Source organism: Comamonas sp. SY3 (assembly GCF_041730275.1).
Lineage (GTDB): Bacteria > Pseudomonadota > Gammaproteobacteria > Burkholderiales > Burkholderiaceae_C > Comamonas > Comamonas sediminis.
In genome coordinates this window covers 1-22,514 of record NZ_JBGTYN010000024.1, presented here as the reverse complement: position 1 = coordinate 22,514, position 22,514 = coordinate 1, and the positions used below count along the sequence as shown (strand labels likewise).

At 59.6% G+C, this 22,514-nt stretch carries 22 protein-coding genes and 2 tRNA genes; 9 read left to right on the top strand and 15 right to left on the bottom strand.

Annotated elements, in window-relative coordinates; all coding sequences use genetic code 11:
- Nucleotides 1-27: 27 nt before the first annotated feature.
- From ACCQ08_RS21790 to ACCQ08_RS21780, 3 genes are all read right to left on the bottom strand, one after another.
- Nucleotides 28-273: a DUF4113 domain-containing protein gene (locus tag ACCQ08_RS21790; RefSeq protein ID WP_373450976.1), complete on the bottom strand. Its 246-nt coding sequence runs from the start codon at nucleotides 271-273 to the stop codon at nucleotides 28-30.
- 30 nt (nucleotides 274-303) lie between these two features.
- Entirely contained in the window at nucleotides 304-717 is a 414-nt protein-coding gene (locus ACCQ08_RS21785) for a hypothetical protein (RefSeq protein WP_373450975.1), read from the bottom strand.
- 156 nt (nucleotides 718-873) lie between these two features.
- Nucleotides 874-1,266 (bottom strand): LexA family protein, encoded by a 393-nt coding sequence (locus ACCQ08_RS21780; RefSeq protein ID WP_373450974.1) that lies wholly within the window; start codon nucleotides 1,264-1,266, stop codon nucleotides 874-876.
- A 239-nt stretch (nucleotides 1,267-1,505) separates the two neighbouring features.
- Here ACCQ08_RS21780 and ACCQ08_RS21775 point away from each other — a divergent pair, with 239 nt between their 5' ends.
- On the top strand, nucleotides 1,506-2,585 hold the full coding sequence (locus ACCQ08_RS21775; protein WP_373450973.1) for a DUF3800 domain-containing protein: 1,080 nt from the start codon (nucleotides 1,506-1,508) through the stop codon (nucleotides 2,583-2,585).
- A gap of 18 nt (nucleotides 2,586-2,603) precedes the next feature.
- On the opposite strand, the gene ACCQ08_RS21770 is transcribed toward ACCQ08_RS21775, so the two are convergent.
- Nucleotides 2,604-4,211, bottom strand: a complete 1,608-nt coding sequence (locus ACCQ08_RS21770; protein ID WP_373450972.1) for a recombinase family protein — start codon at nucleotides 4,209-4,211, stop codon at nucleotides 2,604-2,606.
- A gap of 34 nt (nucleotides 4,212-4,245) precedes the next feature.
- Here ACCQ08_RS21770 and rimO point away from each other — a divergent pair, with 34 nt between their 5' ends.
- Entirely contained in the window at nucleotides 4,246-5,640 is a 1,395-nt protein-coding gene (gene rimO, locus ACCQ08_RS21765) for a 30S ribosomal protein S12 methylthiotransferase RimO (RefSeq protein WP_373450971.1), read from the top strand.
- Between the two features lie 83 nt (nucleotides 5,641-5,723).
- On the opposite strand, the gene ACCQ08_RS21760 is transcribed toward rimO, so the two are convergent.
- The 5 genes from ACCQ08_RS21760 to earP form a co-directional block, all read right to left on the bottom strand.
- Nucleotides 5,724-6,536: a PPK2 family polyphosphate kinase gene (locus ACCQ08_RS21760; RefSeq protein WP_373450970.1), complete on the bottom strand. Its 813-nt coding sequence runs from the start codon at nucleotides 6,534-6,536 to the stop codon at nucleotides 5,724-5,726.
- A gap of 111 nt (nucleotides 6,537-6,647) precedes the next feature.
- Complete coding sequence (locus ACCQ08_RS21755) at nucleotides 6,648-8,036, bottom strand: MATE family efflux transporter (protein WP_313335244.1); 1,389 nt, start codon at nucleotides 8,034-8,036, stop codon at nucleotides 6,648-6,650.
- Between the two features lie 38 nt (nucleotides 8,037-8,074).
- On the bottom strand, nucleotides 8,075-8,713 hold the full coding sequence (locus ACCQ08_RS21750) for a DUF2239 family protein (RefSeq protein ID WP_373450969.1): 639 nt from the start codon (nucleotides 8,711-8,713) through the stop codon (nucleotides 8,075-8,077).
- 220 nt (nucleotides 8,714-8,933) lie between these two features.
- Nucleotides 8,934-9,488, bottom strand: a complete 555-nt coding sequence (efp, locus tag ACCQ08_RS21745) for an elongation factor P (RefSeq protein WP_021026959.1) — start codon at nucleotides 9,486-9,488, stop codon at nucleotides 8,934-8,936.
- 165 nt (nucleotides 9,489-9,653) lie between these two features.
- Nucleotides 9,654-10,763, bottom strand: a complete 1,110-nt coding sequence (gene earP, locus ACCQ08_RS21740; RefSeq protein ID WP_373450968.1) for an elongation factor P maturation arginine rhamnosyltransferase EarP — start codon at nucleotides 10,761-10,763, stop codon at nucleotides 9,654-9,656.
- Between the two features lie 256 nt (nucleotides 10,764-11,019).
- Between earP and ACCQ08_RS21735 the strand changes: the two genes are divergently transcribed.
- The 7 genes from ACCQ08_RS21735 to ACCQ08_RS21705 all read left to right on the top strand — a co-directional run bounded on the left by ACCQ08_RS21735 (nucleotide 11,020) and on the right by ACCQ08_RS21705 (nucleotide 18,561).
- Nucleotides 11,020-12,234: a CaiB/BaiF CoA-transferase family protein gene (locus tag ACCQ08_RS21735; protein WP_239808970.1), complete on the top strand. Its 1,215-nt coding sequence runs from the start codon at nucleotides 11,020-11,022 to the stop codon at nucleotides 12,232-12,234.
- 61 nt (nucleotides 12,235-12,295) lie between these two features.
- Nucleotides 12,296-14,281, top strand: a complete 1,986-nt coding sequence (gene uvrC / locus ACCQ08_RS21730; RefSeq protein WP_239808969.1) for an excinuclease ABC subunit UvrC — start codon at nucleotides 12,296-12,298, stop codon at nucleotides 14,279-14,281.
- Between the two features lie 206 nt (nucleotides 14,282-14,487).
- Entirely contained in the window at nucleotides 14,488-15,054 is a 567-nt protein-coding gene (gene pgsA, locus ACCQ08_RS21725) for a CDP-diacylglycerol--glycerol-3-phosphate 3-phosphatidyltransferase (protein ID WP_116927291.1), read from the top strand.
- Nucleotides 15,055-15,360: 306 nt separating this feature from the next.
- Nucleotides 15,361-15,633 (top strand): HU family DNA-binding protein, encoded by a 273-nt coding sequence (locus ACCQ08_RS21720; RefSeq protein WP_021026954.1) that lies wholly within the window; start codon nucleotides 15,361-15,363, stop codon nucleotides 15,631-15,633.
- Nucleotides 15,634-15,649: 16 nt separating this feature from the next.
- A tRNA-Val gene (locus ACCQ08_RS21715) sits at nucleotides 15,650-15,725 on the top strand.
- Between the two features lie 786 nt (nucleotides 15,726-16,511).
- Nucleotides 16,512-18,425 carry a SurA N-terminal domain-containing protein gene (locus ACCQ08_RS21710; protein ID WP_312417829.1) on the top strand — a complete coding sequence of 638 codons (1,914 nt, stop codon included), beginning with the start codon at nucleotides 16,512-16,514 and terminating at the stop codon, nucleotides 18,423-18,425.
- Between the two features lie 60 nt (nucleotides 18,426-18,485).
- Nucleotides 18,486-18,561 (top strand) — tRNA-His (locus ACCQ08_RS21705).
- Between the two features lie 75 nt (nucleotides 18,562-18,636).
- Here ACCQ08_RS21705 and ACCQ08_RS21700 read toward each other — a convergent pair.
- From ACCQ08_RS21700 to ACCQ08_RS21675, 6 genes are all read right to left on the bottom strand, one after another.
- Nucleotides 18,637-19,650 carry a tyrosine-type recombinase/integrase gene (locus tag ACCQ08_RS21700; protein ID WP_373450967.1) on the bottom strand — a complete coding sequence of 338 codons (1,014 nt, stop codon included), beginning with the start codon at nucleotides 19,648-19,650 and terminating at the stop codon, nucleotides 18,637-18,639.
- A gap of 52 nt (nucleotides 19,651-19,702) precedes the next feature.
- Nucleotides 19,703-19,960 (bottom strand): hypothetical protein, encoded by a 258-nt coding sequence (locus ACCQ08_RS21695; protein ID WP_373450966.1) that lies wholly within the window; start codon nucleotides 19,958-19,960, stop codon nucleotides 19,703-19,705.
- 120 nt (nucleotides 19,961-20,080) lie between these two features.
- The gene (locus tag ACCQ08_RS21690) at nucleotides 20,081-20,587 is read right to left on the bottom strand and encodes a hypothetical protein (RefSeq protein WP_373450965.1); all 507 of its coding nucleotides are present in this window, start codon (nucleotides 20,585-20,587) and stop codon (nucleotides 20,081-20,083) included.
- Nucleotides 20,580-21,032 carry a hypothetical protein gene (locus tag ACCQ08_RS21685; protein WP_373450964.1) on the bottom strand — a complete coding sequence of 151 codons (453 nt, stop codon included), beginning with the start codon at nucleotides 21,030-21,032 and terminating at the stop codon, nucleotides 20,580-20,582. The genes ACCQ08_RS21690 and ACCQ08_RS21685 overlap by 8 nt, the downstream gene beginning before the upstream one ends.
- Nucleotides 21,029-21,640, bottom strand: a complete 612-nt coding sequence (locus ACCQ08_RS21680) for a hypothetical protein (RefSeq protein WP_373450963.1) — start codon at nucleotides 21,638-21,640, stop codon at nucleotides 21,029-21,031. Before ACCQ08_RS21680 ends, ACCQ08_RS21685 begins: the two co-directional genes overlap by 4 nt.
- Before the next feature lie 229 nt (nucleotides 21,641-21,869).
- A complete protein-coding gene (locus ACCQ08_RS21675) occupies nucleotides 21,870-22,409 on the bottom strand; it encodes a hypothetical protein (RefSeq protein ID WP_373450962.1) in 540 nt (179 codons plus the stop codon).
- Nucleotides 22,410-22,514: the final 105 nt, after the last annotated feature.

The window sequence follows — 22,514 nt, the reverse complement described above, 5'->3', positions numbered from 1 at the left end:
CAGGCAGCATTGATTCAGCCTCTTTTATTAACACCGTGCAACCGGAATTTCAGTGACGTTGGTGGTGTATTTCGGAGTGCGCCGCTCTTGCTTCATGCCCCAGCGCGCACTGCCTGGCTCTAGGCCGGTGGAAGCCAGGTGCAGGGTGCCGCGCACGTAGCGCAAATTGATCTTGTCCAACGCACCATAGAGGGCGCTGCGATCCTTGGAGGCCTCGCCCAGGTCCAGCTCATTTTGCTGAATGGTGCCGTCGCTGATGTCGAGCAGGATCACTCCGGCCTTGATCAGCTCATATCCCTCTTCTTAAATACGGCGCAGGCCGTCGACCGCGCTGCGGACAATCAACGCAGTGTCAGCTGTCGGCTGCAGCAGCGGAACGACGATGGAGCGGCTGAAGCGTGGGCCTGGCCTGAAGGGGCTGGTATGTGCAAACACCTGTACCTGGCCAGCCAGGCCGCGCTGACGCCTTAGCTTCTCGGCCGCACGGCTGGCATACTCGCTCACCGCCTCGATCAAGGGGCCAAGGTCCTCCACCGGCTGGCCAAATGACCTGGTGCAGGCAATCATTTTCTTAGGGGGGGCATCCTCGAGGGCGATGCAACTTTCGCCGCGCAGCTCGCGCACGGTGCGCTCCAGGACCACCGACCAGCGTCGACGTATGGTGCCCAGGTCGGCCTGAGTGAGCTGCCAGACATTGGCTATGCTCGCCGCGTTCAAGTCGTTGCTAATTCACTTGCCGATCCCCCAAACGGCCCCAATTAGCGCAGCCGTCATTGTTCCTGAGCACCACCACGGGGCAGCGGTTGAGCGCTGGGCGAAACACCCTCTCGCAGCTCACATAGAAGTTGTTCCCATCGACCAGTGCATACATGTTTACACCTTGACGAAGCGCTTGATGCTGCAGGTGACAACGCCCCAGATCTCAAGCGTCTGCTCGTCGCCGATGCTGGTGTCAGGGAGGGTAGGGTTGGCTGCCTGCAGCTTGATCCGGCCACCGCGCTTGAAGAGATATTTGACGGTGAAGTCGTTGTCCAGCACCGCCACCACGATCGACTTGTGCTCAGGCTTCATGTAGCGGTCGACCACCAGAAGGTCGCCATCATCGATGCCCGCGTCCTTCATCGTTAGTCCGCCCGACTTGACCAGGAATGTGCAGGCGGGATGAGGTATCAGGAGCTTGGCAAGGTCGATTCGTTCCTGGCTCCAGTCATCTGCAGGGCTTGGGAAGCCGGCGCGCACAGTGCTTCCCGCCACTGGGAGGATCATGGGGCTCGCATCAAGATGTAGGGGCTGTAGAGTACTGTGTATGCATACAGTATAAATCTTTTCTCAGGATAGGTGCTAGTCAGGTAGGATGAGTTCGATCGTCAAAGGAAAAGAAGATGACGAAAGGAGATAATTTTTATCAGTTTCATAATGAATCCAAATGAGAGGAAAGATTTTTATTCAATATTTGTTATGTGGTTCTAATTAATGTTTTTCAATTATTAATGTGGGTGTAATTTATGTCTATAATTTACTGTGATGAAGCTGGCAACACGGGTGCAAATCTTCTAGATGAAGTTCAGCCTTCGTTTATATTGGCATCAAATGATTTTTCCAATGAAGAGGCGGCGGATTTGCTTCAGCATGTGCGTTCAGGGCAAACGGGCGAGTCAAAGTTTAGTAACTTAAGGCGTCGTCAAGAGGGTATAAATAAAGTAATTAAATTTCTCTCCGATCCTCGATTGAATGAGCACCGTGTTCAAATAAGTGTGTTTCATAAGCGATATATGGTGACGACAAAGATAGTTGATTTGATCGCTGAGAATATATTTTATGAAATGGGGTATGATCTTTATAAATTTGGACACAATCTGGCGCTCTCCAACTTCCTCTACTATGTATTGCCAACAATGTGTGGGGAGGAGAAAGTAAACAATTTCCTGAATTCGTTTGTTGAACTTATCAGAAAAGGTGCTGATGAGGGTAAAGATCCCTTTTATGAAGCAGCGAATTCTCTTGTTCACTCTTGCGCGAATGAGCAATTGAAAAAATTTCTGAGTGGTTTGCTAGATCCTCAATATTTCAATATGTGGTATGAGGATTATGATTGGTCAAATATTGATCCTGCAATCCCTGCACTCTTTCACCAAATTGTGAGGTGGGGTATGATGAAGAATGCCCGGTTTGATGTGGTGCATGATCAATCCAAACCTATTATGCTTTCTCAGCAAACTTTTGAGGAAATGATGGCAATGCAAGGAGAGGATTCACAAATCATCGGTCCTGATCGAAGAAAAATTCAGTTTCCTTTAAAAGCTCAGTCGCTGACACAAGGCGATTCAACGCGTTATCCACAGTTGCAAGTCGCAGATATTTGTGCTGGCTCGCTAAACCATTTTTACAAACTGCATTTTGCTAATCAAAAAGATGAATTATCGGAAGCCGTCGAAAAATTAGGTTGTCTGAACTGGGTGAATAATGCTGTAATACCACAGCCGCATTTTACCCCTGAAGAGCTTGGGACAAATAGTGCAGATGGAACAAGTGCAGTCGATGAAATAGCTTCGTACCTTCAGCAAAGACGCAGCAACAGAGTCTGAGATGACACTATTGTGAGCTCAGATTTCTAAAAGGTAGTCATCTCCCTCAATCCAACTACCAGTTCGATCTATAGTTAGTGCGCGAGCATGACCACCTTTAGCAATCAAAACTAAATCGATTTTATAGTCACGAGACTTTGAGGTGTGGTCTGGCCGGATACCATGGTGATAAACCACAATGCGTTCAAAAGTGTCGGCTACCAGCTGCCTGGCTTGTAATCGGGCTTCTACATCCTGAGCCTCAACTCCAGCAGCCAACTTTTGCCATGCTTTATTGGCGTCGCTATTATCGTTGCGCGACATGGCAATCAGATCACGCTCGGCGGCTTGCAATTCAGCTTTAGCGGCGGACAGTTCGTCCTCTAAGGCTCTAGCTCGCCTAGCAAACACCGCTGGCGTTCCTTCTGCAGAAGAAGCCAGCATGGCATCCGTGAGTCTCTCCAGCTGAGAGTTGATATCCTCGACCTTTGCGCTGGCGACAACAATCTTGGCGCGAGGCGCCTGACTGCGGTCATTTCCGTATAGCGCCTGAAGGTTCACGATGTCTGAGCAGTAGGCCATAATGGCACGCTCAATGGGGGCGACGCTTGTACTGCCAGGCACCTTGCAACCAGCGCCATACGCGGCAGCGGAGGCGCACAGCAAACGGCGGTATCCATCCTGAATCCTGCCATCGGGCAGGCGAGGCTTGGTGGCAAGGTTCTGGCCTGTCATTGGCTTGCCGCAATATCCACAGATTGCAATGCCTAAACTGGTGATTATGTGGGGCAGATCCCCCTTGGTGCGCCGGCGGCCGTGATGGTTGGCAACACGCTGAAGCTCTATCCATTCGCTATCATAGAGCAGGGCCGGGTAGTAGTCCTGCAGCAAATACTGCTGGCCATCAACACTGATTGGCTTGGTGCCCATCAATTGCGGCATTTTGAAGAGTCGGTAGCACTGTGAGGATGAGTTTGCTGATTTGGCTGATAGGCGTAGGCCTTCAGCATCCAACGCTTGCACAATGCGCTTTCCTCCAAAACCGCTGGTGTACATGCCAATGATGCGGCGAATTGCTGCTGCACGCTCTGGGACGATTTCGAACCTGCCTTCGACCGATTGAACCCAGTCAGGGTCATGGCCTTGATTGACAGCGCCTCGGTAGGTGCCCGCCAGCCAGCCCTCGCATAAACGGCGAATGCTAGCCTTCACACGCTTACTCTTGGTGTCGCTCTCTTCATGGGCGCGGATCATGACTAAGAGGCTGTAGACCAGGTCCATGGGGTTGGCTTTCAGCCGTTCACGGCTGTAGGACTTCCCATCACTGGCAGTGACCACAGTGAGGCCAGCATTTACAATCTGGGCCAATTGCGCTTGGGCTTGTATCGGCTCAGCGCGTGATAGGCGGTCTAGGCCTTCCACGATTAGCACCGAGCCGGGCGGTACGCGGCCGTCTTCTACTGCCCGCAGGAACGTTCCCAGGGCTCCGGATTTAACGTGCTGCTGGTGATAGGCAGATAGACCCTCGTCGCGTAAAGGCAAGCTGCTGTCGAGCTGCAACCCATGCTCTGCAGCCCATTTAGATGCGTAAGCTATTTGCCGGTCAGTGCTGCTACCCGTCGACTGCTTAGGGTCAGAGAACCGCAATTAGCTATAAACCAACCCCACAGAACCTGATTTCATGACTGACACCATCCAAAAAGCCGAGCACATACCGCGTATAGGTATGGTATCACTTGGCTGCCCCAAAGCCCTTACCGACAGCGAGCTGATCCTGACGCAGTTGAGCGCCGAGGGGTACCAGACCTCCAAGACCTTTGAAGGCGCCGATCTGGTGATCGTCAACACCTGCGGCTTCATTGACGACGCCGTGCGCGAAAGCCTGGACACGATTGGCGAGGCGCTGGCCGAGAACGGCAAGGTGATCGTGACCGGTTGCCTGGGCGCCAAGATGGGCGACGGCGGCGGCAACCTGGTCAAGCAGATGCACCCCAGCGTGCTGGCGGTAACGGGCCCCCATGCCACGCAAGAGGTGATGGACGCGGTCCACACCAACCTGCCCAAGCCGCATGACCCCTTCATCGACCTGGTGCCCGGCAGCTTTGGCGAGGCGGGCATCAAGCTCACGCCCAAGCACTATGCGTACCTGAAGATTTCCGAAGGCTGCAACCACCGCTGCACCTTCTGCATCATCCCCTCGATGCGCGGTGATCTGGTCAGCCGCCCGATTGGCGATGTGCTCAAGGAAGCCAAGGCGCTGTTTGCCGGTGGCGTCAAGGAGCTGCTGGTGATCAGCCAGGACACCTCCGCCTATGGTGTCGATGTGAAGTACCGCACCGGTTTCTGGGACGGCAAGCCGGTGAAGACCCGCATGCTGGAGCTGGTGGAAGCGCTGGGCGAACTGGCCAAGCCGTATGGGGCATGGGTGCGCCTGCACTATGTGTACCCGTATCCCACGGTGGACGCGATCTTGCCGCTGATGGCCCAAGGCCTGGTGCTGCCGTATCTGGATGTGCCACTGCAGCACAGCCACCCCGATGTACTCAAGCGCATGAAGCGCCCGGCCAGCGGCGAGCGCAATCTGGAGCGCATCCGTGAGTGGCGTGCGATCTGCCCCGAGCTGGTGATCCGCTCGACCTTTATTGCCGGCTTCCCCGGCGAGACCGAAGAAGAGTTCGAGCACCTGCTGGACTTTATCCGCGAGGCCGAGATTGACCGCGCAGGCTGCTTTGCCTATAGCCCGGTGGAAGGCGCTACCGCCAACGAGCTGCCCGGCATGCTGCCCGCTGAGGTGCGCGAATCGCGCCGCGCCCGTTTCATGGAAGTGGCCGAAGAGGTGTCCGCCAAGCGCCTGGAGCGCCGTGTGGGCCAGACCATGCAGGTGCTGGTCGACAAGGCCATCGGCCTGGGCAAGAAGGGTGGCATCGCCCGTACCTATGCCGATGCGCCCGAGATCGACGGTGTCGTGCACCTGCTGCCGCCCGAGAAGCTCAGCAAGACCTACAAGGTCGGCGAGCTGATCAAGGTGCGCATTGTGCGCAGCCAGGGCCATGACCTGGTGGGTGTGCCGGTCTAAACACTGGATCGCCTACAAAGCAAAGGGGCCTTGCTGTTGCAGCAGGCCCTTTTCTGTGGTCGGTGCGCTTTTGCCGGGCGCGCTTATTCGACCTGCAGGCCGACCAGCTCGGGGAAATCGACCGGGTACTGCGGCTGCATGTCGAGCAGGCAGTGGTTGAGCAAGGTGTTGACCATCAGGTTGCGGTGCAGCTTGTTGTCGGCCGGCACCACATACCAGGGCGCATGCGCGGTGGAAGTGGCTTCCAGCAGGTCCTCGTAGGCCTGTTGGTAGGCGTCCCACTGCTTGCGCACCGCGAGGTCATCGAGGCTGAACTTCCAGCGTTTTTCCGGCACATCGATGCGCTCCTGCAGCCGAACGCGCTGTTCGTCCTTGCTGATATGCAGCATGCATTTGAGGACGGTGGTGCCGTTCTCAGTCAGCAGGCGCTCGAAGTCATTGATCTGCGCATAGCGCTGCTTGGCGACCTGCGGCGTGATCCAGCCGTTGACCAGCGGCACCAGCACGTCTTCATAATGGCTGCGGTTCCAGATGCCGATCTCGCCCTTGGCGGGCACCACCGCATGGCAGCGCCACAGGTAGTCGTGCGAGAGCTCTTCCTTGCTTGGGCTTTTGAAGGTGGCCATGCGCAGGCCCTGCGGTCCCGTGGTTTTGAACACGCCGCGCACGGTGCCGTCCTTGCCGCTGGTGTCCGTTCCTTGCAGCACCAACAGTACCGAGCGCTTGTTCTCGCCCTGCAGCGGGCGCATCAGTTGCGCCAGCTGCTTGTTGAGCGTCTTCAGGTCCTTTTCCTGGGCCTTGACAGTGCCGTGTGCAAACGGTGTGGCGGCCGGGTCGTAGTCGGCCAGATGGACGGGGCCCTTGACGGGCACGCGGTAGTTATCAAGCTTGGGCATAAAGGCGGATCGTTGAAGGCAGGCAGGCAGGCTGCTGCAGCTGGCCATGATTTCAGTTTTTACGGCGCTTGTCACCTGGGCTGGTGGGCGCAGCGCCTGGGCGTGCCGCGCTCAGACCATCTTGCGGATCGGGCGCTTTTTCCAGATGGCCTGGTAGTACCAGGTTTGCAGCGCCAATGTGATGCCGTAGGAGACCGGGAAGGCCATCCAGATGCCCACCAGGCCAAAGTGGCGGCTGAACAGCCAGGCCAGCGGCAGCTCCAGCGTGGCGATCACGCCGATGGTGATCAACGTGGGGATCAGCACATCACCGCTGGCACGCATCAGCGCGGCCAGGGACGCGAAGGCGCCAAACAGCAGACCGCTCCACAGCACAATGCGCAGCAGTTCCACGGCCACATGCAGCACCTCCTGATCGGTGATGAAGATCGACAGCAAAGGCCTGGCGAAGAGGGTGCCGAGCAACGCGGTGGCGCCCCCTATGGCCAGGTTGATCTGCATCGCAGTGCGCGCAATGGCGGGCAGGCGTTCGCTGCGGCCGGCGCCGATCGACTGGGCGGCCAGGATGGAGGCGGTGATGGCGATCGAGATCAGCGGAAACTGCGCGAACGCATTGATCTGGTTCACGGCGCCGTAGGCGGCGGTGGCGTTGGATCCAAATCCGTTGATCAGCGACAGGACGACCAGGCCGGCCAGCGAGGTAGCGATCATCAGCACGCCGGTGGGGATGCCCACGCGCAGCACGCCGCGCAGCAAGCCCCAATCCGGGCGCATGGCGCGCAACAGCGCCCTGTTGGGTGCCAGCACGCTGCGCTTGCGGCGCAGCTGCACCGTCAGCCAGACCAGGGCGATGCTGAAGCCCAGGATCATCGACACCCCGGCGCTGGCCACGCCCAGGCGCGGCAGGCCGCCCCAGCCGGCAATCAGCGCTGGGGTGCTGACCAGGCCGATGCCGGTGGACACGATCAGCGACCACATGGGCGTGAGTGTGTCGCCGACGCCGCGCAGCAGCGAGGTGAACAGCAGGAAGATGAACAGCCCAGGCATGCCCAGCAAGACGATGCGCGAGTACACCGTGGCCTGCTCGAGGATATCGGCTGGGGTACCCAGCAGCCGCATGATGGGCTGGGTGAACAGACCGCCAAATAGCGCCACCGCCGCCCCCATGGCCAGCCCGGTCAGCAAGGTGGTGCCGGCAATGGCACGGACCTTGTCGGGCTGCCCTGCGCCCCAGGCCTGGCCAATCAGCACCGAGGCGCCAGCGCCCAGGCCGATGACAAACGCAATAAAGACAAACATGACCGGGAAGAAGGCCGCGACCGCAGCCAGCGCCTTGACCCCCATCATCTGACCGAGAAACATGCTGTTGAGCGTGCCCGAGAGTGACTGGAGGATGTTGGACAGCAGCATGGGGCCCAGAAACACCATGAACACTTGCCACAGGGGGCGTACAGGCGGGGCGGGCGGCGCAGCCTGCGTGAGGGGAAGGGGCGAAGACATGGGGGCGTGTGTAGTCGGGGGGAACGGGACTGTAGCGCTTACACCGGCCAGATGGGACGGCTGAGCTGGTGCAGATAAGCTTGTACATCATCAGGCCATGCCTGGGTCTGCAGCAAGAATGCCGATTGCTTGTGGGCAAACAGCGCGCGGCAGGCTTCGTCAAAACCGGGCAGATCGCCTGCCATCGCCTGCATGAACTGGTAGGTGGCCTCGGTCGCGGCGCGCTGGGAATCCTTCTCCGCGTGGGCATTGCGGGCATCGTCGATCAACCGGCGCAACGCGGCGGAGGCGCCGCCGGGCTGGCGGTTGAGCCACTCCCAGTGGCGGGGCAGCAAAGTGACCTCGCGCGAGACCACACCCAGTTTGGGGCGTCCCACGGCCCGCGCGGCACGGCCGTGGCTGGCCGGCTCTATCGGTGCGGCCGCCGGGGTAACGGGCGCAGGTTCTGCACCATCCAACGGGGTGGGAGGGCTGGTGGGCGCAAGTTCCGAGCGCCAGTTCAGGTCCAGCCGCAAGCCGGAGAGGTCGTCAAACACCCACAAAGGGGTAGGGCTGCCGCCGGGGTGCAGTTCGTCATGGTTTTGCAGATAGCGCAGCACGGTGAGGCGGTCGGCTTGCAGCAGGCGCTGGTGGCCCTGGAAAATCGTCAACCGGCCGGTCAATGTCTCGGTAGTCATGGCCACTTGTTCTTTCTATTTTTGGGGATATGCGCTCTATTTTACCGGGGCAAAAATATTTGGCTATTTTTAATGGGTAAAAATATGTATCTGCATGTGCATCGCTGCAATGGCCCGCTTGCGGCTGTCTCGTCTTAGAGAGGCCTGCGATGCCGAGGCGAAAAAAAACCTCCAGCGCGGGGCATGGAGGTTGTTCTGGCTGGGGCTTGCGGCCCAGGCATTACACGCGCTTGCGGTATTCGGCAGTGCGGGTGTCGATTTCGATCTTGTCTTCCTGGCTCACGAACAGGGGCACAGCGATTTCAAAACCGGTAGCGATCTTGGCGGGCTTGAGCACCTTGCCCGAAGTGTCGCCCTTGACGGCTGGCTCGGTCCAGGTGATTTCGCGCACGATGGTGGTTGGCAGTTCGACGGAGATGGCCTTGCCGTCATAGAACACCACTTCAGCGGTCATGCCGTCTTCGAGGTAGTTCAGGGCGTCAGCCATGTTTTCGGCTTCCACTTCGTACTGGTTGAACTCAGGGTCCATCCAGACGTACATGGGGTCTGCGAAGTAGGAGTACGTGCAGTCCTTCTTCTCCAGGATCACGTTGTCGATCTTGTCGTCGGCCTTGAACACGTTTTCCGTGCCGAAGTTGCCGATCAGGCTCTTGAGCTTCATGCGCACGGTGGCAGCGCCACGGCCGCCACGTGCGTATTCGGTCTTCAGAACGATCATCGGGTCCTTGCCGAACATGATCACGTTACCAGCGCGGATTTCTTGAGCGATTTTCATAGCAATAGGTGCCTGTGTTGGGCCGCTCAAACTTCTACGGGCGGCGCGCAAGTGTCGTTGGACGGGCTGTGCTGCGCCGTAGCATGTTCCGCGGCGTTGTGCGCATCCGTCAAACCCTGTTGCCTGGCGGCGCTGGGTACGCGGATAAGCGCAAAGACTCCGATTCTAACATTTTTCGTCTGCAAATGCCATCAGCTGCTCGGCAAGGCTGGGCTGCATCTGCAGACTGTTGCGTGCCGCCTGCACGCACTGCGCCCATTGGGACAGCACAGCGGCGGTGGTGCCGGGCCAGGCCGGGGGGGAGCCATTGGCGCCGGGGATGCCATTCCAGGCCGCATGGGCTTGGCGCAGGCTGTCCGGCGCATGCAGCCAGTCCAGAAAGGCCTCCAGCTTGGCATGGTGCGCGTTGTCGTCTTGCGGGTAGATCTGCCAGACAAAGGGCTGGCCAGCCCATAGTGCCCGCACCAGCGAGTCTTCGCCGCGCACAAAGTTGAGGTCGCAGGACCAGAGCATGTCGTCGAATTCCGGTTGGCTGCAGGGCTGCAGCAACTGCACCTGACGGGGCAGGGGCTGCGGCAGTTGCCGCTGTACCAGTGCCGCCGCGCGGCCCGGGGTGACCAGCCATTGCGTGGCCGTGCCGGCGCTGGCAAAGGCCTGCAAAAAAGCGGGCGGTTCATAGCAGAACAGCGAAAACACCGGGTCGCCGTCATGCAGGCCATGCCGCGCCCGCCAGGCGCTGCGGTCAAACTCCGCCTGGCGCTGGGGCAGATCGGCCTCGCGCAGCAGGCCGCCGGTGCCGGTGCTGAAGCCGGGGTAGAAGAACCAGCGCGTGAGGCCGCTGGCTGGGCCGCTCATCAAGCGTGAAGGCAGGCGGTGGCAGCGCTCCACATAGTCTTCGGCAGACAGGTATTCCAGGTTGATCCAGACGCTGGGCCGCTGTGCTGGCGATTGCGCACGCGCGGCCAGTGCCTGCTGGAAGGCGGGGGGGATCTCGCAGCCAAAGGCTTCCACCACCACATCGGCAATGCCGCTGGCCGGCACCGCACCGGGCCACGGGTGCACGGTCACGCCGGGCGCGCCCTGCGGCGCCATCCAGGCCAGCGCGCTGCCATCGTCCACCCACAGGCGCACCTGGCAGCCGCGCCGGGCCAGGTCGGCGGCCAGGCGCCAGCACACGCCGATGTCGCCAAAGTTGTCGATCACCTGGCAAAAGATATCCCAGACCTGCGGGGGTGGGATGGGGGTGGCGGAGGGCGGGGCGGGAGCGTTGGGCATGACGGGGCGATGATAGTGCAGTCCCGGGCGTCACTGTTGTGGAATCCGCTGCACAACTCCCTGTCGTGGTCTGAACGCGGGCTCGGGCGATCCGCTGCGTTGTCTTTCTTGTCAATAGCGGGCTATTGACTGCAAAAGACGCCTTGCGGCTCATCCCGATCCGCGCCCATTCCACTTGACGAGGGTTATGCAGAGGATCCCAGGCCCTGCCGCCTGGGCCACAATAAGCCCCAGTTGATCAAGCATGGAGACAGACATGAACCCCCACACTGCAACCCCGGGGCCGATGGCTTTGCAAGGCGTCAAGGTGGTCGAGATGGGCCAGCTGATTGCCGGGCCGTTCTGCGGCAAGACCTTGGGCGAGTTTGGTGCCGACGTGGTGAAGATCGAGGCCACCGGCGCGGGCGACCCGCTGCGCAACTGGCGCCTGCTGCAGGATGGCACCTCCGTCTGGTGGCAGGTGCAGTCGCGCAACAAGCAGTCGCTGGCTTTGGATTTGCGCCAGAAAGAGGCGCAGGACATTGCCCGCCAGCTGATTGCCGAGGCCGATGTGCTGGTGGAGAACTTCCGCCCCGGCACCCTGGAGGGCTGGGGCATGTCGCCCGAGGAGCTGCATGCCCTCAACCCGGGCCTGGTGATGCTGCGCATCTCCGGCTACGGGCAAACCGGTCCCTACCGCGACCTGCCAGGCTTTGGCGTGATTGGCGAGGCCATGGGCGGCCTGCGCCATCTGACGGCCGAGCCCGGGCGGGTGCCTGTGCGCGTGGGGGTGTCGATCGGCGATACCTTGGCGGCACTGCATGGCGTCATCGGCGTGATGATGGCGCTCTACCACCGCAAGGTCAACGGCGGCAGTGGCCAGGTGATCGATGTGGCCTTGCATGAGGCAGTCTTCAATGTGATGGAAAGCCTGATCCCCGAGTACAGCGCCTTTGGCGTGGTGCGCGAGGCGGCGGGCAGCGCCTTGCCGGGCATTGCGCCGTCCAATGCCTATGCCTGCCAGGATGGCTGGGTGCTGGTGGCCGGCAATGGCGACAGCATCTTCAAGCGGCTGATGGACACCATTGGCCGGCCTGACCTGGGCCAGGCGCCCGACCTGGCCAGCAATGCGGGACGGGTGGCACGTATAGAGGAGATCGATGCGGCCATCAGCGCCTGGACACAGCCGCGCGCGATTGCACAGGTGATGGATGCGTTGGCCGCTGCAAGGGTGCCGGCCGGCAAGGTCTACACCGCCAAGGACATCAGCGAAGACCCGCACTACCGTGCGCGCCAGATGATCGTGCCGCAGACCACTCGCGATGGCCACACACTCGAGGTGCCGGGCATCGTGCCCAAGCTGTCTGTCACGCCGGGCACGATCCGCAGCAGTGCCCCCCACCTGGGTGACGACACCGACGCCGTACTGCAGGGCCTGGGCCTGAGCGCAGCGCAGATTGCAACGCTGCGGGAGCGCGGCATTGTGCAGTGAGCCTGCATGGGTGATGGACCGGTTTGCTGCGGGCAGCGCGAACGCATAAGACAATAGCGCCATGCCCATTCACGTGCACTCTCCCGAACTTCTTGCCCAGGTGGCTGGTTTGCCCGCCATGCCCGGGGTCTACCGCTATTTCGACGCCAGCGATGCCTTGCTGTATGTGGGCAAGGCCATCAACCTCAAGCGCCGGGTATCGAGCTATTTCCAGAAGGACCATGGCGGCACGCGCATCGGCCACATGGTGGGCAAGATCGTGCGCATGGAGACCACGGTGGTGCGCTCCGAAGCCGAAGCGCTCCTGCTGGAAAACAACCTCATCAAGACCCAGCATCCGAAATACAACATTCTTTTTCGGGATGACAAGAGCTATCCGTACCTGAAGATCACCGGCATGGCGATCCACGATGGTGACATGCGCGCGCCCCCCAGCCAGTGCTACCCGCGCGTGGCCTACTACCGGGGTGCCACCGACAAGCGCCAGCGCTATTTCGGACCGTATCCGAATGCCTGGGCGGTCAAGGAAACCATCCAGTTGCTGCAAAAGGTGTTCCGCCTGCGCACCTGCGAGGACAGCATCTTCAGCAACCGCACCCGGCCTTGTCTGCTGTACCAGATCAAGCGCTGCAGCGGCCCCTGTGTCGACCACATCAGTCCCGAGGATTACGCCGCCGATGTGGCCCATGCCGAAGCCATGCTGCGCGGCGAGACCGACACCCTGCTCAAGACGCTGGAGGCGCGCATGATGGCGCATTCGGACCAGCTGGAGTTTGAGCAGGCGGCCGACATCCGCAACCAGATCAAGGCGCTGGCCAGCATGCTGCACCAGCAAAGCATCGAGACCAGTGATGACCGCGATGTGGACATACTGGCCGTGCAGGTGCAAGGCGGCAAGGCCTGCGTGAATCTGGCGATGGTGCGTGGCGGGCGGCACCTCGGGGACCGCGCCTACTTCCCGGTGCATGTCGAGGACAGTGCTGCCATCGCCAGTCTGGAAGAAGCCGAAGACGCCGAGGACCAGGCGTTGGGCACGCCCGGCACCACCGTGGCTGCCAAGACGGTGGAGCAGCGGGTGCTGGAAGCGTTTGTGGCGCAGCACTATCTGCAGGTGGCGCCTCCGCCGGTGCTGGTGGTCAGCGTTGCGCTGGAGCCCGCATTGCTGGAGGCCTTGTCACAACAGACCGGCACGCGCATTGCTGCGGTGTCGCAGCCGCGCGAGGAGCGCCGCGTCTGGCTTGAGATGGCGCAAAAGAATGCCCAGTTGCAGCTGGCCCGCCTGCTGGCGGAAGAAGGCTCGCAACAGGCACGCACGCGTGCGCTGGTCGAGGCGCTGGATTTGCCCCAGGACGATATCGACCAGCTGACCATCGAGTGCTTTGACATCTCGCACACCTCGGGTGAGAACACCCAGGCCTCCTGCGTGGTGTTTCACCACCACAAGATGCAAAGCAGCGAGTACAGGCGCTACAAGATCGAAGGCATCACCGGCGGTGACGACTATGCCGCCATGCGCCAGGTGCTGACGCGCCGCTACAGCAAGGTGGCCGAGGCCCAGCGCGATGCCGGTGGCGCCGAGCTTGGCAAAAATGCTGCCCGTTTGCCCGACATCGTGCTCATCGATGGCGGCAAGGGCCAGGTCGGTGTCGCACGCGAGGTCTTTACCGAGCTGGGTCTGGATCTGTCACGCATCGTCGGTGTCGAGAAAGGCGAGGGCCGCAAGGTCGGTCTCGAAGAGCTGGTGTTCTGCGATGGGCGCGACAAGGTCTATCTGGGCCGCGACTCGGCCGCGCTGATGCTGGTGGCGCAGATTCGCGATGAGGCGCACCGCTTTGCGATCACCGGCATGCGCGCTGCGCGTGCCAAGGTGCGGGTAGGTGGCAGCCGGCTGGAAGACATTCCCGGGGTCGGGCCCAAGAAGCGGGCGCGCCTGCTGCAACGCTTTGGCGGCGTACGCGGTGTGGAGGAGGCCGGGGTCGATGACCTGATGACGGTCGATGGCATATCGCCAGCGCTGGCGCAGGATATCTACAGAGCCTTGCATTGACGGGAGGCCTGTGCGGCCTTGCAACAGGTCGCGCAGGCGGGCGCGTCATGGTGCCCATGCAGAACCCTCGCCCTGTGAAATGGACGCCGGTCGCGCCGGACCGCGCTCCGGTCCAGACCGCAAGCTTTGCCAAGGGTTCTGAACGCATGTCGTTCACAGAGCATGTCGTTCACTGAATTTGCACCGCAGCGTGCCACAATAGCCGCATGTTCTTCACGATCCCCACCATCATGACCTGGACGCGCATTGTCGCGATCCCGCTCATCATCGGCGTGTATTACTCGCCTCTTGATATGGCCACCAAGAACCTGTGGGCCACCGTCATGTTTGTGGTGTTCGCCTTCACCGATTGGCTCGATGGCTTTCTGGCACGCAAGCTCAACCAGACCTCATCCTTTGGCGCCTTTCTGGATCCGGTGGCCGACAAGTTCCTGGTCTGCGCGTCGCTGCTGATCCTGGTCTACCTGCAGCGTGCCGATGTCTTTGTCGCGCTGATCATCATCGGCCGCGAGATTGCGATCTCGGCGCTGCGTGAATGGATGGCGCGCATTGGTGCGAGCAAGAGCGTGGCTGTGCACATGGTGGGCAAGCTCAAGACCACCGTGCAGATGGTGGCCATTCCGTTTTTGCTCTACGACGGCAAGGTGGCCGGGATCGATACCGGTGTCTGGGGTACCTGGCTGATCTGGGGGGCAGCGGTATTGACCGTCTGGTCGATGATTTATTACCTGCAAAAGGCATTGCCAGAGATCCGGGCTAGGGTTGATTCTTAGTTGGCCGTCACAGGTTTGGGCGTAGACTCCACCTCGCCTGTACAAGGAATTCAGGCTACAGAGCCCGTGATGCCTGGCTTTTGCAAGGCAAACCGGGCGCTGGTCAGCGAAAAAAAGTGATTTTTTGCCTGAGTACCCAGAAATTCCGTCTAGAATTCACCTCATTCCAGAGGCACTGGGGTCGAGGTGAAAATTTCGTGCCAGTGGTGTTGTTTTTGAATCTGTGACAGTTGCACCATGTGCAAACTGCTCATAATGGGATGAAACATACACTTCCTTAACTCTCTTGATGAATAGAGGCTGCTTGTGAATAAAACTGAACTCATTGAGCACATTGCTAACAATGCTGATATCTCCAAGGCTGCTGCGGCTCGTGCGCTGGAGTCCACCATTGATGCAGTGAAGAAAACCTTGAAAAAAGGTGGTACAGTCTCTCTGGTAGGTTTTGGTACCTTTGCCGTTGGTAAGCGCGCTGCGCGTACCGGCCGTAACCCACGTACCGGCGCTGCGATCAAGATCAAGGCAGCCAAGGTGCCTAAGTTCCGTCCAGGCAAGGCATTGAAAGATGCGTTGAACTAATTTCGGTTATCAGGTGGGGTGCTTAGCTCAGTTGGTAGAGCGGCGCCCTTACAAGGCGTAGGTCGGCGGTTCGACCCCGTCAGCACCCACCACATTAACCAAGAAAATAAACCCCTTAGAGTGATCTAAGGGGTTTTTTCTTTGTCTGTTTACTCTCTGCAGGGTCAGCTCGGATCAGCCCATACCAGCCAAGTTTATTGCTTACCCACTTGCCTGGGCGTTGAGTATCGGCCATCAGCCAGGGCGGGGTGGCTCGTTATCGCCGTCCCGCCGCATGGTCGCCATGGCGCAGTCTGCAGCGTTGGTACGCATGCGCCGGGCCATCCCCCAGAGCCGCGCCCGTGCCTGCGCCCTAGAACCCGGTATCTCCGTTCCTCCCGTTGTTCCCGAGCTTCAATGGCCAGATGAGGCGTCTGCCGCGCTACTTTGACATGCGCGTCGTTGCAGTCTGGAACCTGTCAGACGGGCGGTTGCGTCCAGCCCGGCCTGGGACGCCTCCAGTGCTTTTCTCCTTAGTGCTGCCTCTTAAAAAGAGGGGGAGGTGCTGCGCACCCACCGCCTCGCGGTCACAGGTGCGGGCAAAAATCCTGTATTCCCTAACGCGCCCCTTGCCCTCATAGGGAGGAAAAACTCTTTCGCGGTACACTTGCTGTTTCGACGTTCATGCGTTGCCAAGACGCATGTTGCACGCCCTATTTGACAGGGGGTGGGGAGCAGATGTCAGTTGACGTTGTATCTGATTGATATGCAATGGGAAAACCGCCGTTGCATGCAGCAGATGCCTACGTCTGACCGTCTGCCGCCCGCATCCCTTGCTGAAAACCGAATAAAGGCGAATGAGGGTTCGCCTTTTTTTTTGTCCTCAGGAAAGTTAGACGATGTTTGAAACCATCCGCAAGTACTCCAAGGTGCTGATGTATCCGCTGTTCTTGCTGATCATTCTGTCTTTTGTTTTGGTGGGAGTGAACCAGAACTACTTCACCGAAAAGAGCCCGGTGGTCGCCAAAGTCAATGGCAAAGACATTACGCAGATGGACTGGGACAATGCGCACCGCGTTGCCTCGGATCGCATGCGCCAGCAAGACCCCAACATGGACGCCAAGTGGATGGACGGCCCGGAAGCCCGCTATCTGACGTTGGAGCGCATGGTGCGTGACCAGGTGATCGACGCCGCGGTGCAAAAAATGCACCTGACGGTGGACAATGCCGCACTGGTCCGCGCGCTGCAGGAAATTCCGCAGATTGCTGCGCTGAAAAAACCCGATGGCTCGCTGGACGTCGATGCCTACCGCGCACTGGTGGGTGCCCAGGGCATGACGCCCGAAGGCTTTGAAGCAGGCATGCGCCGCGACATTGCGTCGCGCCAGGTGCTCGGCGGTGTGTCCAACACGGCCTTTGCGACCGATGCACAGACCCAGCTGGCGGTCGACGCGCTCTACCAGCAGCGTGAGATCCAGCTGGCGCAGTTTGCAGCCAAGGACTATGCGTCCCAGGTCAAGACCACCGATGCCGATGTGGAAGCGTTCTACAAGAGCAACCAGGAGCTGTTCCGCCAGAAGGAGCAGTCCACGATCGAGTATGTGGTGCTGAACGCCGAAGCGGTCAAGAGCATGATCAAGCCCAGCGAAGACGATCTGCGCACCTACTACAAGGAAAATCTGAGCCGCTTCATGGACAAGGAACAGCGCCGCATCAGCCACATCCTGATTGACGCGCCAGCCTCCATGTCGGCAGCAGACCGTGAAAAAGCCAAGCAGCGTGCCGAGCAGCTGTTGGCCGAAGCCAAGGCCAACCCAGCGCAATTCGCCGAGCTGGCCAAGAAGAATTCGCAAGACACCGGCTCGCGCGACAGCGGCGGTGATCTGGGTCTGGTCAAGCAGGGCGACATGGTCAAGCCTTTTGAGGACGCCGCCTTTGCAATGAAGACTGGTGAGATCAGCGACCTGGTCAGCACGGAGTACGGCTTCCACATCATCAAGATGGGTGAGATCAAGACCCCGCGTACCCCCAGCTTTGAAGAGCTGCGCGCGAAGATCGAGACCGAGGTGCTGGCCCAGCAGGTGCAGCGCAAGTACGCCGAAGTCGCCGAGACCTTCTCCAACATGGTGTTCGAGCAGTCCGATAGCCTGCAGCCTGTGGCTGAGAAGCTGGGCCTGAAGATCCAGAAGGCCGAGCATGTCACCCGCACGGCCGCCCCTGGAGCGACGGGCGCCCTGGCCAACGCAACCTTCCTGGAAGCGCTGTTCTCCAGCGACGCTTTGCAGAACAAGCGCAACACCGAAGCCATTGAAGTGGCGCCCAGCACCCTGGCCTCGGGTCGTGTGGTGGAGCACTTCGATGCACGCATTCTGCCGTTCGAGGAAGTCAAGGCCAAGGCCCATGACCTGTACGTCGCGCAGAAGGCTGCAGAACTCGCCCGCCAGGACGCGCAAGCCAAGCTGGAAGCCTGGAAGGCCGACGCTGCAGGCGCCAAGCTGGCAGCACCGATTGTCGTGTCGCGTCAGGATGCCAAGGGCCAGGTGCCTGCGGTGCTCAATGCTGCCATGCATGCGAAGGTCGGCGAGGCTGCTTCCTGGGTGGGTGTGGACCTGGGCAACGATGGCTACACCATCGTGCGCGTGAACAAGGTCGTGCCGCGTAGCGAAGACTCTGCCGAGATGCGCCTGCGCCAAAAGCAGGAGTTCGAGCGTTACCAGGCCAATGCTGAAACCTTGGCGTATTACGAAATGCTCAAGGAGCGTTTCAAGGCGCAGATCAAGGTCCCACGCCCCGCAGAAACAAAAATTTCATAAAAACGGAGAATTCATGAGAGGGGCCAAATTTCTGGCTATAATCATGTCTTCCCCAACACGGTGGCTGTAGCTCAGTTGGTAGAGTCCAGGATTGTGATTCCTGTTGTCGTGGGTTCGAGCCCCATCAGCCACCCCAAATAAAGAAACGCGCTAGTGCTATAAAAGCCCTAGCGCGTTTTGCTTTTTATTCCAACGGTTGGAATTTAGATTTCTAGAGGGACTCCCTTCCGATCTCTTCGGAGCGGTCATAGACGCGCGCTGTAGTGGCAGGATTTGAGTGCATGTCAGGCAAGTGGCCGCGTTGCTTTTTGTGCATCGTCACGTAATAGGCGCGCAGGTCATGAAAGGTGAATCGGTTGTCTTTGGTCAGCACCTTCTCCACCAACGCCTGGTCAATACACCGTTGCCAAAGCGTCTTGAAGCCCCGGTGCGTGTAGGCATTGTTGTCGCGCGTTGGGAAAACATATAGACAATCGGTGCCGCGCTCGAAGCTGACCTTGCGAAGCCGATGGAGCAGGTCGTTCATGAGAGGGCTGATTGCAATCGTCTCAATGATCTGACCTCGTTTGGCGCCGCGCTGCTTTGCACGAACCAAGCGAATCTCACCGGCTTTCTGATCGACATGGCTCCATTCAAGAGTCAAGAATTCAGCTTTACGGTTGCCGGCCAGGCTGGCGTACTCTGCTGCCATGCCTATGATCTGCCGCTGTGGTGTTTGCTGGGTGAGCCAATCAAGAAATTTAGCCAACACTTCTTGCTTGGGGGCGATGGTTCTGGGCTCACTGCCATGTGGCTCGACACCGATTGTGCTGTTTGCCGTGCATGCACCGAGCTTTATCCCATGCCCGAAAAGTCTTGATAGCAAGCTTTTCTCAATGTCTGCGCGTCTTGGAGAATCACTTCGCTCGACATGAACATAGTGGACCACCACTGCTGTCGTGATCTCGGACATGTGCATGTGCCCAAGTCGCGAGTCGAGTTGCTTCCAGGCAGCCTCATAGTCTTCGCGTGTTGAAGCTGCGTATTTCTTCCAGCGTGGCCCCTTTTTGTAGTTCTCCCAAACCCAAAGCAGCGTGCCAGTGATTTCGGCTGGAGCGCTGCCGTTTAGGTTGAGGACGGTGCGTATGGCAGCCGCTAAGTCTTTTCCAAGAGCAATTGGTTTTCCCTTCGCGGGGTGGTAGCGGTAGGACTTAGTCTTGCCATCCTTCCATACGTACGCTTCCATTCGTGGCAGGAGCCCTGCCGCGCTGGCTCGGTCGCGTGTTCGCGCCATATTTCTATCCTCCTGCAGCTGTCTTCTTCCAGCGTGGGCCGTTGGCAGCCTGTGTTGTCGTCATAGTTTGAGGTTCGGCTGCTGTGCGTTGAGCCTGCAGCCGCTCCAGGTCAGCGCGGAACACCAGCGGGCGACCATTCGGGCGACGGCTGACAGGCAGGCCAAGCCGAATTAGGAAGCGAATTTTGGCTGCATTCTGAACTAGCCCTTCACAGATCTTGTCGATCATTTCGTCTGTGGCATCAATTCTGTCGTGCAACATTGCTGTTCTCCAAAGAAAAAGGCCCGCTGTGTGCGGGCTCGGGTTGCTCGGTTGGTTCTTTCCAGCGATCGCGTTTATCGCCGCGCTGGCGTGCCCGTCTGCTCATCGATATGGATCGGTTCATTTAAGGGCCTCGCTTGGAAGATCCAGTGGCTTGATCGCATCTGCGCCAACGGTGCCGGCCTTGACCTCGTGCGAGAGCAGGCGGGCGCCCGGCTCAAAGCGGCGGCCCAGGTTTCGATAGCTGCAGAATAGGTCGATGCTGATTTCTACGGCAAGCGAGAGCTGCGCTCCCCAGCTTGAGTCCCAGCGGTGGCCATCCACTGCCATGTCTACCACGGCGGCCAGCGCCTGGTGCAGGCCGGGCCGGTTGTTTCCGGCTACGGGTATGGCTCGCGCAATCTCTGCGCCAATCCCGATTAGATAGGCAAGGCTGGCAAGCATCTCGGGCTGCTCGCTACCGTGGTCGGTCATCATGCAGTGCAGGCCGAGGTTGACTACATCGGCCTGCATGCTCTGGCGCACCATCAAGGCCTCGATGGGCGAAGCTTTGCGGTAGATGCCGTTTTTCATGGCCAGGCTGTGGGTCGGCTGCCGTTGCGAGCGCTTGGTGGTGGCTTTAGCCATTGGCGGCTCCTTTGTCTGGGCATGGAGCTACTGACAGCATGGCGTCCAGTATCCTCTGCGGTAGCCCGTCAAGGCCGTTGGCCCGGTGCAGCACCTTAACGGCGGCTACGTGCATTGCTTCTGCAACTTTCACCGGCACCAGTCGCCACCCATCCGGCGCAGCCTGCCGCGCTGATAGCTGGGCCAACTGATCGCGCGCATCGGTGTTCAGCCGATTGGCCATGTCCAGGCGCTGGGTGAGGGTGGTGACTTGCTGCTTGGCTATCACTGCGCGATTCACTTGGGCGATAAGCTGATCCTCTACGGATGCGATGCGTGCGTGCAAGGTATCCAGCAGATTGAAGTCGGGCGCTTTTCCCAGTGGGGGCTTCCAAAGAATGCCTCCCTCATGGGTATAGCCGAGGTTTTCGAGCGTGGCTATGGCTGCTTTGGCCTTGTCGGTCATGGTGCTTCCTTGGGGGCGGGCTGGTCGATGCGCTTGAAGTCGATGACCCACACCCACGGGTTCGCGGCCCAGTCGCCGCCCGTGGACTTCCATACTTCAGCAAACCATTCGCGGGGGTTTGCATCATCGGCCAAGTTTGGAAAGGGGCATCCTTCTGCCATGGCATCGCCTCGGCTTATGGACTGCAGCCGCTCCGCGCGCACTCCTGTTATCTCCAGCCAGATGCGAGCCGCAGCCTTTGGCATATGTATGGATGGGATGTATCGCACGCCGGCAGCCTTGTCGCTCCCGTCCTGATAGTCAGCAGCGAACACAATCTCGTCGCTTTCGCAGGCCGTTGGCACCCAGGCGAACGTCTCGCGCACATAGATGCGGTCGCCGGGTTTGCCAAAAGGGCATGGCACACGCTTGATGGACTCGTGCACTTCGTGGCCGGGGCCGTCTCCGTAGAGCCAGGAAAGCTCAGCCACACCTGGATTGGCATCGTCTATGTCGACGCTCAGGCTTGGGCCAACAGCCTGTTTAAATACGCGCCTCGTTTGCGTCTTCTGGCCGCTCAGGATGGCGCGCACCAGCGGCGCCTTGAACATCAAGCCGGTTTCTTTCATTTGCTGTCCTTGTGTGGTTGGACCTGGGCCGATCTTTGCCCCGCGCGATGCGCAGATTGAAGGCCGTCCATCAGTTCCTTGTGTGTGAGCACATAGCAGCCGCCAGCCTGTTCGCACCTCGCAGCGACTGCGCCAGGTACGACGCGGCCAGTGAAGTGGTAAAACTGCTGCATGGTGATCGGCTGGCTGTATGCCGCGCCTGCGATAGCGATGAGGAGTAGGGCTCGCATCACTGTCCCTCCCTCTGTTGGGCGCGCTGTCGCATTGCATCGATGCGGCGCGTTAGGGTATTAGCATCACGATGAATAGCCCGAATCCGATCTACTTCATAAGGACGCATTCCGGGCGCGCTGAGCCAGTAGTCATTAAGAGAGCCGCTCTCCAATATGAGCAGGATTTCAAACGCCGTTGCCGCTCTGTGCTTGCCGCGCAGGTCTATCCTTGCGGCTTCCCAGTTGTCTAGTTCTGAATTGACGCCGTAATGCGTCAGAGTGCAATTCAGGTGGGCGCCGCAGTCATCGCAAATTTCCAGACCATCCGCTTCGTAGCCCCATCCACCATCGCGGAGGTATTCGTGATCAGGATGTTCCTCGTTAAGCTTGTCTACAAGTTTGTCGCAGCAGGCTCGGCAGTAGCTTGGCCCTTGATCAGGATCTGCGTTGCGAGCGCCAATCCAATGCACCTCGCTCACCGACTCGGCGAACTCAGCTTGAATGGGGCGTAGAAAGTCGATGCACCTTTGCAGGCGCTGCTTTTGAGACTCGCGCATCACGCCTCCTTTGCGGCATTGCCGCCTTCCTGGGCGGGCTGGCCCTCCCGCTGTTGGGCGCGCTGGGCGTCGCAAGTGGTAAAGCCGGGGTGTCCGCGGTGGTAG